This window comes from Microbulbifer aggregans (assembly GCF_001750105.1).
Lineage (GTDB): Bacteria > Pseudomonadota > Gammaproteobacteria > Pseudomonadales > Cellvibrionaceae > Microbulbifer > Microbulbifer aggregans.
Map to the genome: position 1 here is coordinate 3,142,490 of NZ_CP014143.1, position 12,829 is coordinate 3,155,318.

Annotated in this window: 10 protein-coding genes; 5 read left to right on the plus strand and 5 right to left on the minus strand. The window is 56.5% G+C overall.

The features are described 5' to 3' along the window. Window positions 1-75: 75 nt before the first annotated feature. From AUP74_RS13645 to AUP74_RS13665, 5 genes are all read left to right on the plus strand, one after another. Complete coding sequence (locus AUP74_RS13645) at window positions 76-1,080, plus strand: AraC family transcriptional regulator (RefSeq protein WP_069948050.1); 1,005 nt, start codon at window positions 76-78, stop codon at window positions 1,078-1,080. 244 nt (window positions 1,081-1,324) lie between these two features. After that, window positions 1,325-2,323: an AraC family transcriptional regulator gene (locus AUP74_RS13650; protein WP_069948051.1), complete on the plus strand. Its 999-nt coding sequence runs from the start codon at window positions 1,325-1,327 to the stop codon at window positions 2,321-2,323. A gap of 101 nt (window positions 2,324-2,424) precedes the next feature. Then, window positions 2,425-3,930 carry a flavin-containing monooxygenase gene (locus tag AUP74_RS13655; protein ID WP_069948052.1) on the plus strand — a complete coding sequence of 502 codons (1,506 nt, stop codon included), beginning with the start codon at window positions 2,425-2,427 and terminating at the stop codon, window positions 3,928-3,930. Window positions 3,931-4,120: 190 nt separating this feature from the next. Further along, the gene (locus tag AUP74_RS13660) at window positions 4,121-4,645 is read left to right on the plus strand and encodes a hypothetical protein (protein WP_069948911.1); all 525 of its coding nucleotides are present in this window, start codon (window positions 4,121-4,123) and stop codon (window positions 4,643-4,645) included. 291 nt (window positions 4,646-4,936) lie between these two features. Continuing rightward, entirely contained in the window at window positions 4,937-6,505 is a 1,569-nt protein-coding gene (locus AUP74_RS13665; protein ID WP_226999800.1) for a phospholipase D family protein, read from the plus strand. A 54-nt stretch (window positions 6,506-6,559) separates the two neighbouring features. Here AUP74_RS13665 and AUP74_RS13670 read toward each other — a convergent pair whose 3' ends face one another. The 5 genes from AUP74_RS13670 to AUP74_RS13690 all read right to left on the minus strand — a co-directional run bounded on the left by AUP74_RS13670 (window position 6,560) and on the right by AUP74_RS13690 (window position 12,823). Beyond that, window positions 6,560-7,009, minus strand: a complete 450-nt coding sequence (locus tag AUP74_RS13670) for an OsmC family protein (protein WP_069948053.1) — start codon at window positions 7,007-7,009, stop codon at window positions 6,560-6,562. Window positions 7,010-7,239: 230 nt separating this feature from the next. Beyond that, window positions 7,240-9,234 (minus strand): alkyl/aryl-sulfatase, encoded by a 1,995-nt coding sequence (locus tag AUP74_RS13675; RefSeq protein WP_226999801.1) that lies wholly within the window; start codon window positions 9,232-9,234, stop codon window positions 7,240-7,242. Between the two features lie 56 nt (window positions 9,235-9,290). Continuing rightward, window positions 9,291-10,586, minus strand: coding sequence for an OmpP1/FadL family transporter (locus tag AUP74_RS13680; RefSeq protein ID WP_069948055.1), 1,296 nt, complete (start codon window positions 10,584-10,586; stop codon window positions 9,291-9,293). Window positions 10,587-10,615: 29 nt separating this feature from the next. Then, on the minus strand, window positions 10,616-11,410 hold the full coding sequence (locus AUP74_RS13685) for a hypothetical protein (protein ID WP_069948056.1): 795 nt from the start codon (window positions 11,408-11,410) through the stop codon (window positions 10,616-10,618). Window positions 11,411-11,665: 255 nt separating this feature from the next. Beyond that, window positions 11,666-12,823, minus strand: coding sequence for an acyl-CoA dehydrogenase family protein (locus tag AUP74_RS13690; RefSeq protein ID WP_069948057.1), 1,158 nt, complete (start codon window positions 12,821-12,823; stop codon window positions 11,666-11,668). Window positions 12,824-12,829 lie beyond the last annotated feature (6 nt).

The window sequence follows — 12,829 nt, forward strand, 5'->3', positions numbered from 1 at the left end:
CATCCCCCGACGATATACACTTCTAGCAGTCGGTCCTTCGATCTCAACTCGACCGAAACTAGCATTAGGCCCTTAATGGTTGCTCTCATTAAAACTACAGCGCTGTCCGGATACTGCGAACTGGTCAATGAGCTGGGCGGCGATCCCGCCCAGCTTCTCCGTCGCTGTCACCTGGATCCGGATGTCATCGCCAGCCGCGAGGGCGTGATCTCCCACAAAGCTGAGATCTGTGCCATTGAGCGTGCAGCAACTGAATTGCGCTGTGATGACTTCGGGCTCAAGCTTGCAGAAAGCCAGGATATCTACATCCTGGGTCCAGCAGCAGCGGTCGCCCTTAACTCTACCTGCGTTGCTGATGCACTCCGTAAAATCAATGAGTCCATGCACTGGTTCTCTCCAGCAATCGACTTGCGAATCGAGCGGGAAGTAGAGGATGGAAAGTCGTTGATCGTCTTCGACCAGGACCCTTCGCTCCCGCGCTGCAGAAATCCTCACGAGCAGGCGCTGGCCGTGCTCGCGACGATCCTGCGGACACTCGCCGGACAGGAGCTCCGTATTCTCGCGGTATACCTGAGCTTTCCATCACCGCTCCCGCAAAGCCGTTACCAGGATGTTTTTGATGCTCCGGTCCTGTGTGACGAACCACGGAGTGCGCTGCTTATAAGGACCCGGGATCTTTCCAAGTCACTGCAGCACCAGAACGATGAGCTACATCGGCTTCTCGATATTTTTACTGCAGAAGTGACCTCAGACTACTCGCTGGATCTCGGGCGTCAGGTCCGGCAGATGATCGAAAATCTGCTCCCAACACACAGCTGCAGCTTAAACACCATCGCTTCCCAGCTCGGCTTCACCCCCCGTACGCTACAACGGCAGCTGGCCGCACAGGGAGAATCGTTCGAACAGATGATGGATACGGTGCGCCGTTCGCTAGCGGATGATTACTTGACCGAGCATGAGATGCCCCTGGTTCAGGTCGCCGCCCTGCTCGGCTACTCCGAGCAGAGCACCTTCAGCAGGGCCTGCAAGCGCTGGTATGGCTGTACGCCGCTACAACGTCGACAGGCTCTGCTCCACTAAGGCCCCGGTCCGTCGCGGGTTGCGTTTACAACCGACACTACGCGAAACCGCAAAGAGCTTCTTATCGCCGCCCGGCCTGCACGCTCGCAAATGCGTGAAGTGACTGTGACCAGAGGCCTAGCCACGGCTGAATCCTTATACACTCCGTAGCGAAAACCCTTGTAGGCAACCTAGACTTATAGCCTTGGGGGCTGGATTTGAGATCGTAGAGGTTTTCGCAACTTTGGCTGCCAACGCTCTAATCATGACAACCTCCCTGTCGGGCTATTGGCAGCTTGTACAGCGCCTTGGCGGTTCACCCGACTCCGTATTGCGTCAGTGTCATTTGGACCCGCAGGCGGTTCACAACCTCGATGGAGTGATTTCTCACAAGGCAGAGCTCAATGCGATAGAGAAAGCCTCGCAGGCCCTGCACTGCCCCGATTTTGGCCTCAGGCTCGCGGAGGGCCAGGATATATATATCCTTGGCCCGGTGGCCGCAGTTGCGCTGACCGCTTCCAGTGTGGGCGATGCTATCGACAAGATTATTGATCGGCTCCACTGGTTCTCACCCACCGCAAATCTGCGTGTTCGAAGAGAAGTGAAACCCGGGCAGTCGCTGCTCCTTTACTATTCGGATCCCTCGTTGCCGAGGTACCGGACGACCCTGGAGCATGCCATTGGTGTGCTGCGGAATATCATGCGTAGTCTGGCCGGCTCCAGCTTTCGCCCCCGGGCCGTCTATTTCAGCTTCGAGTCACCGTTACCGACGCAAGATTATGTCGACTTTTTCCAGGCACCGGTGCTCTTCAATCAGGAGCAGAATGCCTTGCTGATAGACAGCAAGGTCCTCGATAAGCCGCTCAATCCACCCAGCCAGAGACTCCATCTGCTCCTGCGGCGCTATGCCAGGGAAATGCTCGCCGACAATGCTCTGCATCTCGGCAAGCAGATAGAACTCCTCATTGAAAATCTCTTACTCACAGGCAACTGCAACCTGGAAACGATCTCGAGCCAACTGGGTTACCTCCCGAGAACCCTGCAACGGGAACTCTGTGCAGACGGACTGTCCTTTGAAAGTATCCTCGAGAGCACGCGCCGTCGACTGGCAGACACCTACCTCAGAGAGAAGGACATGCCCTTGATCGAGGTTGCTTCCTTGCTTGGCTACAGCGAGCAAAGCACCTTCAGTCGCGCCTGCAAGCGGTGGTATGGCTACTCCCCGCTACAACGGCGCAAGCAGCTGACCAACCAGTCGCGCTGAACCTGACCATTCCGCCCCCACTGCTATTCCCATCGGCAAAGATCGATTAAGGTATTTGCCACGACATAACAACAATAGTGAAACGGAGTCTGCCACCTTCCATGAACCAGCAGCATTTCGACATCCTGATTATTGGAGCCGGCCTGTCAGGCATCGGTACCGCCTGCCACTTGCGCCAGCAATGTCCGGATCGGCAATTTGCCATTCTCGAGCGACGGGAGCGGATTGGCGGCACCTGGGACCTGTTCCGCTACCCCGGCATCCGTTCCGACTCCGACATGTTCAGCTTTGGCTTCAATTTCCGGCCCTGGAATGGCCTGAAGGTACTGGCCGATGGCGCATCCATCCGCAACTATATCGCCGATACCGCCAAAGAGTTCGACGTCACCGAGCACATTCGCTTCGGTGTCGACTTGCAGGAAGCCAACTGGGAGAGCTCCCAAGGTCACTGGACACTCCAAGGTACACAGAACGGAGCAGCGGTTACCTATACCTGTAATGTACTGATCTCCTGCACCGGATATTACGACTACCGACAGGGTTACCTGCCGCAATTCGACGGGATCGATCAATTCGACGGGCAAGTGATACATCCCCAGCAATGGCCGCAGGATCTGGATTATGCGGACAAGAAGGTGCTGGTGATTGGCAGCGGCGCCACCGCCGTGACCCTGGTACCCGCCATGGCAGACAAAGCCAGCCATGTCACCATGCTGCAGCGCTCCCCCACTTACGTGCTCTCGGTCCCTGCCGAAGACAAGATCTCCGCATTCCTGCGCAAGTGGTTGCCCGAGAGCCTGGTTTACCGCATGGCCCGCAAACGCAATATCAAGCTGCACCGCTGGATATTCAAAGCCGCAAAGCGCTGGCCTTCCCTCACCCGTCGCCTGATGCTGCGCGGTGTCCGCAAGGCCATGGGCAAGGATTTTGATATGCGCCACTTCTCCCCGGACTACAAGCCCTGGGACCAGAGGCTGTGCGCGGTGCCGGATGGCGACCTGTTTGAAGCAATCAATGCCGGTAAAGCCTCCGTGGTAACCGACGAGGTCGCGACCTTCACTGAAAGTGGCGTCCGCCTGAAGAGCGGACAGGAGCTTGAGGCCGATATCGTGATCACTGCCACCGGGCTCAACGTCCAGGTACTGGGCGGTATGGCCCTCAGGGTGGATGACCAGCCCGTGGAGATCAGCCGACGCCTCACCTATAAAGGCGTGCTGATGGAGGGAGTGCCCAATATGGCCTGGGTATTCGGTTACACCAATGCCGCCTGGACGCTCAAGGCTGACCTGTCTGCAGACTATATCTGCCGCCTGCTGAACCATATGAAGGCGACCGGACAGGGAGTATTCATGCCCGTCGACCGCGAGGGTTGTAAGGCAGAGGAGTCAGTGATGGCGGCCCTGAAATCCGGCTATGTCGCCCGGGCCGATCACCTGCTCCCGCGGCAGGGAACGAAGTATCCGTGGAGCCTGATGAACGATTATGAAAAGGACCGCAAGATCCTGCTGGAAACGCCGATCGACGACGGCATCCTGAATTTCTATAAGAAAATCGCCAAGCCGACGTCTGTTGAGCAACCCGCAATCGAGGAAAGCTGCACCAATTGATCGGTGTTAATCCCCGAGGGCAATGCACCCTCGGGGCGCACCCTGCACCTGTTGCGGCGACGGGTGCTCTCATCCCCGTGGTTAATACGCCACCGGCCACCCCTACCATCACATTTTGACTAGTCTGTGTGAGAGCCAACACGGCATCTCACGGCCTGGCTCTTCATTGGATCCCGGACCTGATACCGGCATGAGCACGCAGAACAACCGCAAACTCAGCGCTTACTATATTTTCGGCAAGGCCTTTTCCCTGCTGTTCCTTGCCATGTGCGCAGCCATCCTGATCTCCACCATCTTCACTTTCGGCGAATTCATTTTCTCAACCGCTGTCTTCTACAAGGAAGATGAACTTCCGGAACTGGTCATCAACGCCATCAGTAACCTGATCATTGCGCTCGCCATGTTCGAGCTCTTTCTGGTGATCAATGTTGACGAACATCCGGCATCAAGGCACCAGACCATGCACGTGCTGCTCGACTCGGCTCCGCGGTTTATTATCGTGGTATGCGTCGCCCTGGCCCTGGAGGGGTTGGTGCTGGTCATCAAGTTCAGCCAGGATGCCAACAAGGAAGAGCTGATCTACCCCATGGCCGTGGTAGTGAGTTCCGCGATTCTCCTCATCAGTCTCGGAGTCTTCCTCAAGATCTGCCCCCGTCCTTCCCAGGACGAGAGCCTGGTACCACCCACCGACCGAGGCCCCGAAAGTTCTGACTGAACATTCACGCTCAAACTAGCGATAGCCTGGACGGTGCCAGTGCCTCACAGAGAGTTGGCGCTGAAGTTCTCTACTTGTCTATGCTGAATAAATCGCACTGCTGACAGCCCGGTGGAGTTGCCTCATGATCATTGAAACCGGCCAGAGCGACCGGTGTGGCACAAGTAAACACCGGCGTCACGTTTACCACCGGTCACTTGGAATAAAGTCCTCGGTGAACTCAATGAGGCATGGAAAACACACAGCCACGTATCCCGTCAGCGACGACCACCTCCCTGGTGACCTTGAACAATGCTGAACTGCAAGCCTGCCCTACCCATCTTTATGCTTTCCAGCGTGCTGTTCTTGCAGGCGTGTTCAGAGGGCAGGCAATACGAATCCCGTCAGCAGGAGTCATCGCGGGCACTGCCACCGGCAACAGACACCCGGTTGGCCAACCTGATCAAGACCCAAAGCCTGAACCAACCCGACAGCCATTCCGGCTTTCACCTCACCCACGACGGACTTACAGCGCTGGTAGCACGGGCTGCTGTCATCGACGAAGCGGAAGTGTCTCTCGACATCCAGTATTACATCTTCAGTGATGACGTCTCCGGGCGCATCCTTACCGAGAAGTTACTCGAAGCCGCCGACCGCGGGGTACGCGTGCGCCTCCTGATTGACGACCTCGGCACCCGCATGACCAATTCCTGGATCGGGGCACTGGATCATCATGAGAATGTCCAGGTCCGGGTATTTAACCCGGTGGAAGGCAAAGGCGGCATCCGTCGACGCCTGGAGCAGCTGCTGGATCTCGGCCGGATCAATCACCGCATGCACAACAAGCTGATCGTGGCAGATGGCATCACCATGATTACCGGCGGACGCAATATTTCAGATGGTTACTTTACCAGTGCCGAAGTCGCATTCCTGGATGTGGACACGCTGGCGATCGGCCCCATCGTGGAGAGTGCTTCAAAGACTTTTGATGAATACTGGAACCATCCCATCGCGGTGTCGATCAGGAAGCTGGCACTGGCCGAAGACGACAAGCACTCCCTTATGGAGCTCAAGAAACACCTGGCCGAACACAAGTCGGAAGAAGCGGCCTCAGAGCTCCACAAGGCTGTGCGGGAGTCCGGATTTACGCAGGAGTTGCTGGGCGGCAAGATAGAATTCCACTGGGGGCCAGCCACGTTATACGCCGATCCACCAACAAAGGCCACCAACCCCGAGGAAGTCCCAATTGAGGAGTATCCCGGTTACCAGTTGGCCAAGATCATTCGTGAACTCGAGCAGAAAATTGAAATCAGTAATGCGTATCTGATCCCCGGCGAGCCAGGTATGAACCTGTTCACCGAGCTGGTGGAACGCGGCATTGAAGTGGAAGTCCTCACCAATGGGATCAGCTCAACTGACACAGCCATGGCTCACGGTGCCTATTCCCGTTACCGTAAGCCCCTCCTAAGCGCCGGGGTCCGGCTGTGGGAGCTAAAGCCCAGTGCCGAGCGAGAGGGCCGACTGCACTGGTTTAGCCACAAATCCCAGTCCACCTTGCATGCCAAAACTTTTGTCCTCGACGGGGATCGAGGCTTTGTCGGCTCCATCAATCTCGACAGTCGCTCGATGATCCTCAACACGGAAATCGGCGTCCTCATCGAAAACGAGGCGATCAACAGTCAACTGCACGATCTGTTCAAAGAGTGGGTTTCCCCCGAGAGTGCGTGGCGATTGAAGCTGGATAGCAGCGGCGATATCACCTGGCGTGCCGAAGATGAAACCGGCAAAGAGATCATTGAGAACAAGGACCCCAACAGCACATGGTGGCAACGCTTCCTGAGCGGAATCCTGGCCTATCTGCCGGTGGAGTCCCAGATCTGAAGTCTGTGGCATAGCCAGGTTGAGCGCCCGGGAATTCGGGCCTCTTCACCAAGGCTAAGAGGCAGAGGAGAGCCTCGAGCGCACCTTGATTTCTGAAGTCAGTGTCCGGTGCACCGGGCAGCGGTTAGCGATATCCAGCAGCTTCGCGCGCTCCTCGCCAGTCAGCTGCCCCTCGAGCGTGATCTCGCGGACGATTTCGTCAATCTTGCCCTTCTCCGTTTCACAGTCCGCACAGTCTTCAGCATGCACCTTCTGATGGGACAAAATGACGCGCACCCGTTCCAGCGCAATCTTTTTGCGATCCGCATACATACGGATAGTCATACTGGTACAGGCACCCAGGCCCATCAGCACATACTCATAGGGCCCCGGGCCCTCGTTGTTGCCTCCGTATTCTTCCGGTTCATCGGCTACCAGCTGGTGTGGGCCGGAGTGCAGAGTCTGGGTAAATTTGCCCTCTCCGGACTCCTCCACAGTGACAACGGTCGGCGTCGGTCCACCCATTACGATCCCCCTTTGCCTATCCTGAGCATGCACCTCCCTCCGCAGGGTGCGGAGGAGCTGGTTGCATACTTTATATAACCTGCTTCGACTGTAACAGCGCGACATTAAGGCTGAAAAGCCAGGTATGCTGAGATCTCGCTTTATGTCCTGCCCCTCTATTGAGGTTAAGGCATCAAAGCCGCCCCGAATGCCACCAAAGCCCGCTCTCGTCTCCTGGTTAATGTCCAGATTCAGGGCGTTACAATATTGAACCAGAAATCGAAGCTATCCAGATAGGACAGTAGCTCGTTTAGCTTGGCCTCACTACCGTCAACCTTGACGTCCCCCTTGGACCGGGCATCTTTCATCGTAGTCTGCTGGAGCACGATGTTATTCAGAGTTTCGCGTGACAGGGATAGAGTCGCATCCGCATCCTTGGCCTGCTTTCCTGCACTGTGATTGAGCACACCATTGACCATTTCCAGCCGGTATTTATCTTTGGTATCGGTGAAGTTGACATTGAGAACGATGCGCTTGCCCGCTGCCTTGGGTCCATTGAGCCGCATAGCAAGGTAGTCAAAGAACAGATCGAGATTCATCGCCCGCACCGTGTCCGGGCTGGCAGTATTCGGTGCGGGTAGCTGCTTGACACCGTTCCTGAGTTCCTGAGCGCCGGTGAGATAGAAGTTCCGCCACGGGCCACTCTCGGCCTGGTAACCCAGCTGCTCCAGCGCATCCGCCTGCAGGTTTTTGGCTGCCTGATTATTCGGGTCCGCAAAAACTGCATGATTGACTACCTGGGCGACCCAGCGATATTCCCCTTTATCGAAGTACTGTTGTGCCTTTTGCAGCAGCGAATCAGTACCACCCATCATTTCCACATAGCGCTTGGAGGCCTCAACCGGTGTCAGCACATGCAGTGTGGCCGGATTGCCGACAAACCAACCCAGGTAAAGTACATAGGTGGCCTTGACATCGTGATTGAGGGAGCCGTAGTAACCGCGGTTGGAAAAGTGCTTGGCAATGGCATCCGGCAACTCGATTCTCTCGGCAATTTCCACCATGGTGTAACCCTGGTTTGCCAGTCGTAGGGTTTCGTCATTGATATAACGGTACATGTCCCTTTGCAGGCCAAGGTGCTCGTTCAGTTGCTTGTTGCCCCACACCGGCCAATGGTGCATGGAAAACACCACCTGCGCCTCATCACCCCACATATCTTTGGCCGCATTGAGGTATTTGGACCATTTCAGGGGGTCACGGATCTTGGCGCCCCGAAGGCTGTAAGTGTTATGCAGGGTATGCGTAGCATCCTCTGCAGCATTCAGTGCCTTTTTCTCCTTGATGTAAAACAACATTTCCGACGGAGCCTCACTGTCTGGCGCCATCAGAAATTCATAGGTGAGACCGTCGATCGTGTGGCTTTCCCCTGTCTTACTGATGGTCACAGTTGGCGGGATCAGTGTTACCGTACCGGCCGACGTAGTCGTTCCCAGGCCGGCGCCCACCTGCCCTGTCGCATCTGCGGGCAACAGGTTGCCATACATATATGTGGCACGCCGGCTCATGGCATTGCCGGCCATCACGTTCTCCGCCACGGCTGCATCCAGGAAACCTTCCGGTGCATAGATCTTGACTTTGCCGGATTTCACATCCGCCTCATCCACTACACCGCGCACACCGCCATAGTGATCCACATGGCTGTGGGTATAGACAACTGCTTTGACCGGCTTTTTGGGCCGGTGTTTGTAATAGAGGTCCAGCGCTACTTTGGCTGTCTCTGCAGAAATGAGCGGATCAAATATCGTAATCCCCTCTTTACCCTCCACAATGGTCATGTTGGAGAGATCCTGGTTTCTGACCTGATAGATACCGTCCGTGACCTCAAATAGCCCGGAAATATTGATCAGCTGGGATTGCCGCCACAAGCTGGGGTTGACGCTATCCGGTGATGCGGCGCCCTGCTTGATAAAGTCATACTTTGTCGGATCCCAGATCAGGTTACCTTTCTTGCCCTTGACCATCTCCTGGGGTAGCGGAGCGATAAACCCCTTGTTAGCCAGATCAAAACTGGTTTTGTCAGAAAAAGGCAGGAAGTCCTTAATGTGCGATTGTGCTGCCTTGGTGGCGTTGCTTGCCGGCTTTGGCTTGTCGGCGCTCGTTGCCGTACCGACATAAAGCACTGCACTCAAACCTACCAACAGTTGTAGCCCGAGCGTTGTCTTCCATGAGCTTCTTGAAGGTGTCACTACTCTATCCCTGTTAACTAAAGTTTTCGGTGTTATCTGACGATCTCGCTCGCAGCTCATAACTCAAACTGAAATGATGCCCCGAAAAAATTCAGTGAGTAGTCGTCATAGCTGCCCTGCAGCCGAGGACTGAACGGCGGATCACCTTCCTGATCAATTGGTGTATCACCCATCCAGACCAGCGTGTAACCGACATCCATGCGCAAGCCAGGACAAATTTCCTTGCGAGCCCCCAGGCCCAAGCGCCACTGCTCATCCACGACCACATCTGCGGTGCGGAATTCGTTTTCCACCATGCTGCTGTCATAACCCAGACCCGCTGACAGGGCCCACCCTGCCAGGGTGCCGGAGCGGAGCTGATGCCGAATGCCGAGAGATCCGTGCCAGGTATCGTCGTAGTTGCGATTGACCGTGGCACTGGTCTGGTTTGGATTATCAATCACGATCCCCACCAACCCGAAGTTCGACCAGTTCTGCCAGTTGAGGTTGGCGTAGAGTGTGGTATCGCCTGAAAGCTGCTGCTGTAGGCTGGCGGTCGCCGTCTTCGGCATATCCATATCAATCGTTAGGCGGCGGCCGTTTAGCCGGTCGAAAACGGGTTCAAATAACGGCCCAAATCCACCAAGCTTCAGATTGTAGGAAAACTCCCAACTCACCTCAGTCGTCAGATCAAGTCCCAGTGTGGTGGAGTCCATCGGCTTATAGATAATGCCCAGGTTTCCACCGGGTGCCACATCGGTATCATCGTATTTCAACCTTGCATCACCCCCGAGTAGGCCGGCTCGTGGGCGCGACTCCAGACGGTAGTATCCCGTCATGAGGTTCAGGCCCAGTCCGACAGAGAGGCAGTCGTTTGCCTTCCAGCTGATAGACGGCATCAGGCTCATTCCAATCAGGTCAGTCTCGGTAACAAAGCGCCGACCGTGCCAGCCATTGTCGTAATCCAGCGAGCCGCCCAGGTTTCCGGCCACTGTAAAGCCCCAGCCAAAATCATCGTTGAGCCGGCCAGCAGCAAAGAAGCCTCCTCCGGGAAACCATTCGATGGCGTTACCCCCATCATTACCCGGGACGTTACTGTCTCCACCATTACTGAACTCGAGGTTGCCGTAGAGCAACTGTCCAGAGGCCATCAGCTGGGTTTCCTCTCGCCAGACAGTGCCCGCTGGGTTGGTGAAAGCTGTCGAGGCATCCTCTGGCATCGCCGCCCAACCGGCGCCGGCGGTTCCCAGCGTCGGTGTTCCAATTTCCCACACCATCAGGCCACCAGCTTTTGCCAGTGGAGCGACCAGTACGGCACCTATGGCGAGGGGCAGCGACAGGCTGCTGTGCTTGAAGAGTTTTACCTTTGCCATGCTCAGTTCCCTCTTATGAATTGTTGCCGCTAGTCTCCCGCGGGAAATAGCAAAATGAAGTTCAGTCGAAAGCCCATATTGTCGGCCCCCGTCTCGGGGCTATCGGCGTAATAGCGTGGACCGGCCTGAATCTGATAGGTCTGCTGACCGACCTTGAATACCTTGGCAACCAGGAATGCAACGGGCGCATTCCATTGCTCATTTTCCCAGTTGTACGTGGATTCGGTCTGCAGGGTGAAGGTCCAGGCATCCGGGGTCGTATAGGCAAAAAACGGCTGTACAAAGGTGCTATCCACATCATCCCGGTCGTCATCACCGGCAAACGACCAGATATGGTTTACCAGCGCGCCAATGGTCCAGCCGCCGGTCTGCTTCAGCACTACCCCAGTGGGCCCCGCGCCCCATTTCTCAGTGCCCAGCTGTGGTTCGGTTGCCGTGGGAATCAGAAATGCCGGTCCGATACCCCAGGTGATTCCATTCACAGGCTCGGCGGGGGAAAAGAACAGACTCTGGGTGGTGTCGCCCAAACCGGTTTTTTCCGGTGCCTGCGGAAACACATCTTCCTGATTGATGACCGGCACGATGGTGCGGCTGATCAGATTCCATTCCTGGTTCAATGAGATGGGGATCACCGGCTGGATATTCAGCGTATAGCGCCGCCCCTGGTCGAGCGGGCCGACGTCGTAATCGAAGTTACTTTGAAACGGTACGCTGATAAGACTGGAAACCGGATTGGCGAGTTTCTTCGCCAGATCCGCACTACCCTGCCCTTGAGCACCCGCCGCCAGTGCAGCCGCAAGCAGCGCGCATAACATCCTGTACATCGATCACTCCGTTGAGCGGACACGGGCACTTCCGCAAGAGACACAGTAAATTCAGTCTAGACAGTGATCGGGTTGCGCTGTGATCTGACGGAACCTATGCCATTGAGGGCCGTATCAAACGCGGATTAAGGTGTGAAAGGTAGAGAGGAATGCCGGAGCGACAGGCCCCATTGGGACGTAGCGGTAGTGTGCGGGCCGAGGTGCATTCCAGGGCTTGGCAGCCCCGCCGCCAAGTGGCAGCGGGGAGCTAACCGGTCAGCGCATCCCATCCAGCAAATGGCGGGCAATAATCAGGCGCTGAATCTCACTGGTGCCTTCATAAATGGTGGTAATGCGCACGTCGCGGGCCATGCGTTCCAGCGGGTAATCGCGGGTATAACCGGCACCGCCATGCATCTGCAGCGCGGTATAACAGGCTTCATTGGCCTTCTCGGTGGCAAACAGCTTGGCCATGGACGCGGCCGGGCCGAACGCCATGCCGGCATCCTTCTGCCACGCCGCCTGCAACAGCAATAGTCGGGCCGCTTCCATTTCTGTGTACTTGTCCGCCAGCTGCCACTGCAGGCCCTGGAATTTGGCCAGCGGCTGACCGAACTGTTCGCGCTCCTGAATAAAGTTGCGCGCGCAATCCAGTGCCTCGAGACCAATGCCGAGACCAAGAGAGCCAATACCGATACGCCCACCGGCAAGTTCGCCGGCGGCAATACGAAAGCCGCGGTTTTCCTCACCCATCAGGTTCGAGGCCGGGATACGGCAGTTGTCGAAGGAAACCTCATTGGTGACGGACGCTTTCTGACCCATCTTTTCTTCGGCCTTGCCGATCACCAGACCCGGCGTACCCGCCTCCACCAGGAAACAGGAAATGCCCTTCCCTTTTGGCGCGTCGGGATCGGTGACAGCCCAGACCACGAATACGCCGGCAAACTCGGCGCTGGAGATATACAGTTTGCTGCCATTGAGGACGTACTCGTCGCCGTCTTTGACCGCGCGGGTGCGCATGGCGGCGGCATCGGAACCGGAGCTGGGCTCGGTCAGGCAGAATGAACCGGCGGCGTACTCGCCACTACAGATTTTTGGCAGATACCTGGCTTTTTGTTCCTCACTGCCGACCGCCTGAATCACCTCCGCCACCATGTTGGTAACGGAAGTAGTGGTGGCCGTGGAGGCACAGCCGCGGGCCAGTTCGGTGATGGCGAGACTGAAAGCGATGGTACCGGCACCGGTGCCACCGAATTCGGGATCGACATTGATGCCCATAAAGCCGAGTTCAGCCAGCGCCTTGAGCTTTTCCAGCAACAGTTCGCGGTTGCCGGTCTTGTCCAGTTCGGCGGCGACAGGCTTGAGCTCGCTCTCGGCGAACTGGCGCGCGGCCTCCTGGATCATCTGTTGTTCTTCAGTCAGTGCAAAGTCCATACATCA

What these genes read in the sequence shown, in the direction of transcription:
- AUP74_RS13645 (WP_069948050.1), top strand. Translation starts at nt 76, where the DNA reads ATGGTTGCTCTCATTAAAACTACAGCGCTGTCCGGATACTGCGAACTG.
- AUP74_RS13650 (WP_069948051.1), top strand. Translation starts at nt 1,325, where the DNA reads ATGACAACCTCCCTGTCGGGCTATTGGCAGCTTGTACAGCGCCTTGGC.
- AUP74_RS13655 (WP_069948052.1), top strand. Translation starts at nt 2,425, where the DNA reads ATGAACCAGCAGCATTTCGACATCCTGATTATTGGAGCCGGCCTGTCA.
- AUP74_RS13660 (WP_069948911.1), top strand. Translation starts at nt 4,121, where the DNA reads ATGAGCACGCAGAACAACCGCAAACTCAGCGCTTACTATATTTTCGGC.
- AUP74_RS13665 (WP_226999800.1), top strand. Translation starts at nt 4,937, where the DNA reads ATGCTGAACTGCAAGCCTGCCCTACCCATCTTTATGCTTTCCAGCGTG.
- AUP74_RS13670 (WP_069948053.1), bottom strand. Translation starts at nt 7,009, where the DNA reads ATGGGTGGACCGACGCCGACCGTTGTCACTGTGGAGGAGTCCGGAGAG.
- AUP74_RS13680 (WP_069948055.1), bottom strand. Translation starts at nt 10,586, where the DNA reads ATGGCAAAGGTAAAACTCTTCAAGCACAGCAGCCTGTCGCTGCCCCTC.
- AUP74_RS13685 (WP_069948056.1), bottom strand. Translation starts at nt 11,410, where the DNA reads ATGTACAGGATGTTATGCGCGCTGCTTGCGGCTGCACTGGCGGCGGGT.
- AUP74_RS13690 (WP_069948057.1), bottom strand. Translation starts at nt 12,823, where the DNA reads ATGGACTTTGCACTGACTGAAGAACAACAGATGATCCAGGAGGCCGCG.